Origin of the sequence: Pseudomonas sp. JV245A (assembly GCF_032424515.1) — a bacterium.
Lineage (GTDB): Bacteria > Pseudomonadota > Gammaproteobacteria > Pseudomonadales > Pseudomonadaceae > Aquipseudomonas > Aquipseudomonas protegens.
Window position 1 is genome coordinate 1 of the sequence record NZ_VYKE01000322.1, and the last position, 2,424, is coordinate 2,424.

Consider the following 2,424-nt stretch of genomic DNA (forward strand, 5'->3'; position numbering starts at 1 on the left):
GCTCGGCGGCCGGCGGGCTGATTTCTTCGGTGCAGCCGAACCCGGCCAGGGCCAGGGCGCCCTGGTCGCTGGACCAGAACAGGCTCTGGCCGAACACCTGGCGGTTGGCGGCAAACAGCCGCAGCGGCTCCAGGCGCTCGGCGGCCAGGCTGTACACCACCAGCACCGCCCGCCCCCTGCGTCGGGCCAGGGATTCGCCCTTGCGCAGGGCCCGGGTCAAGCCGGACAGGCAGGATTCACTCATCTTGGGCTCCTTGATCCAGCCCGTGCTGACGGCGCCAGTGGCGCACTTGCTGGGCAATGTTCCAGTGGATGATCTGGGCAAACAGCGGCACCACGAACATCGGGTCCAGGCTCGCCTGCTCGGCCCATTGCCGACGTTGCGGGAGCATCGCCGCAACCCGCTCCGGGGCGGCAATGCTGTCCTCGGTCGGCTTGAACTGCGCCGCCGCCTTGACGTAGGCCAGGCGCAGGCCCAGGGCCTGGATGATCTGCTGGTCCATGGCGTCGATACCGCAGCGGACGTCGTCCAGGCCGCTGCACTGCTCGGGTGTCTTCATGTCGGGGTCTACCAAGGGAAAATTCATGGGGTCGAGGGCCAGCACTGCCACGGCTGCTCGCCATGGCCGGCCAGCAGCCGGGTCAGGTGGCGCAGCAGTTCGGCCTGTTGCTCGCGCAGGTAGAAGTGCCCGCCGGGGAAGGCCTGGAAGTCGGTGACCTGGGCGCTGACCTCGGCCCAGGCATAGGCTTCGTCCTGGTCCACCTCGGTGTCCCGGGCCCCCAGGCACACGCTCAGGGGCAGGTCCAGGGCGCGGCCGGGCGCACCGCGGTAGCACTCGATCAGCCGGTAGTCGTTGCGCAACGCCGGCAGGTACAGGTCGCGCAGCGCCGGGTCATCCAGGGGCGACGGCGCACCGTCCGACAGGCGTCGCACATCCGCCAGCAGGTCCTCGTCCGGGCCCAGGTGCAGTTCGCCGCTGCGCTGGCGATGGGGCGCGGGGTGCGCGGACACGATCAACCGTTGTGGCGCCGAGCCCTGCTGCTGCATGCGCGCCGCCACCTCATAGGCCAGGGCCGCGCCCATGCTGTGGCCGAACAGCACCAGGGGCCGGTCCACCAGGTCCGACAGGGCCCGGGTGATAGTGCCCGCCATCCACTCCAGGCTGCCGGGCCAGCTTTCGCTCAGGCGCTCTTCGCGCCCCGGGTACTGCACGCTGACCAGCTCGACATCCGCCGGCAACTGGCCACGCCAGTCGTTGAAAAAGCTCGCACTGCCACCGGCATGGGGCAGGCACACCAGGCGGCAGCGTGGCGGTTGCGGCTGCGGATAACGACGCAGCCAGGCACTGGGAACCTTTCTCACAGCACGCCCTCCTCTGGCTCGGCCAGCGCCACAGCGGCGAAGTCAGGCAGGTGCACCCGGGTATCCGGCAACCAGCGCAGCAGTTGTTCCAGGCAGGCCGCCGCGTCCAGCACCTGGGCGGCGTAGTGCAGCCCCTCAGGCAGATGCGCCCACTGCAGTGCACAGAAGGCTGCGACGCTGCCGGTCAGGCGCGAGCCGTCGCTGGCCCGCAGCCAGGCGCTGGCCTGCTGCTGGCGGCCCTCGCGCAGGCCGTCGATTTCCACCGCCAGCAGTTGATAGGGCCGGCGCCCGGCCACATCCAGGGCGCTGGCCTGCACCAGCGCAGCGATGTTCTGCGCGCTGCTCCGCGCCTCTGGCGCCGAGCCCTGGATACGTTGCAGGGCCGCCGCCAGTTGGCCGCCCTCGAACAGGTTGAAACCCTGACCGTGGCGCACCGGCACATCACCGAACAGGCGCTGCTGCTCGGTGCTCAGGTACGGATAGGCCTGCACCCCGGCCGGTGGCAGCCAGTCGCGTTGCAATGCCTGTTCGGCACTTGCCGTGCTGCGCACCACCTGCCCTTCGCACCAGCCGCACTGGGCCTGGCCGAAGCCGTTGCCCAGGCTCAGCAGGAAATCCTCGGCAGCCGTGGCGGACAAGCGCCCCAGCCCACCGGCATAGCAGCGCAAGGCATCGACCCGCTGGAAGGACTGCGCTAGCAGTTGCGGAAACAGCCCCGAGAGCCCCGGCAGCATGCCCGCCGACAACAGCACCCGGTGCCCCGCCGGCAGCTGTCCCACCAGCCGCTCATGGAGTGGATCGTCGCCCCCCACATCCAGGTAGTCGGCGCCTGCGGCCAGGGCGGCCCGGGCCACCCGATCGAGAATCCGGTAGCTGGGCCCGGCGCAGTTGATCACCAGCGAACAACCAGCGCAGAAGTCCGCCAGGCTCTGTGGCTCCCACAGGTCCAGGGCGCGCACCTCGGCGCGCGCCCCCAACTGCTGGTTCAGTTGCTCGGCCTGCCGCGGATCGCGTCCACCCAGGCGCAGTGCCACCTTGCCGGCCAGCAACTGCGCGACCTG

3 protein-coding genes and 1 pseudogene are annotated in these 2,424 nt (G+C 70.4%); all 4 read right to left on the bottom strand.

Translation table 11 applies throughout. From position 1 onward, the window contains the following. Positions 1–244: pseudogene (locus tag F6S12_RS31170) on the bottom strand (salicylate biosynthesis isochorismate synthase); the annotation flags it as partial. Beyond that, positions 237–560: an isochorismate lyase gene (locus F6S12_RS31175; protein WP_041752761.1), complete on the bottom strand. Its 324-nt coding sequence runs from the start codon at positions 558–560 to the stop codon at positions 237–239. The gene F6S12_RS31175 and the pseudogene F6S12_RS31170, both read right to left, overlap by 8 nt. Positions 561–583: 23 nt before the next feature. Continuing rightward, positions 584–1,363, bottom strand: a complete 780-nt coding sequence (locus F6S12_RS31180; RefSeq protein WP_011061770.1) for a thioesterase II family protein — start codon at positions 1,361–1,363, stop codon at positions 584–586. Then, positions 1,360–2,424: saccharopine dehydrogenase NADP-binding domain-containing protein (locus tag F6S12_RS31185; protein ID WP_315869799.1), on the bottom strand; the 1,065-nt coding region annotated here is incomplete at its 5' end. The genes F6S12_RS31180 and F6S12_RS31185, both read right to left, overlap by 4 nt.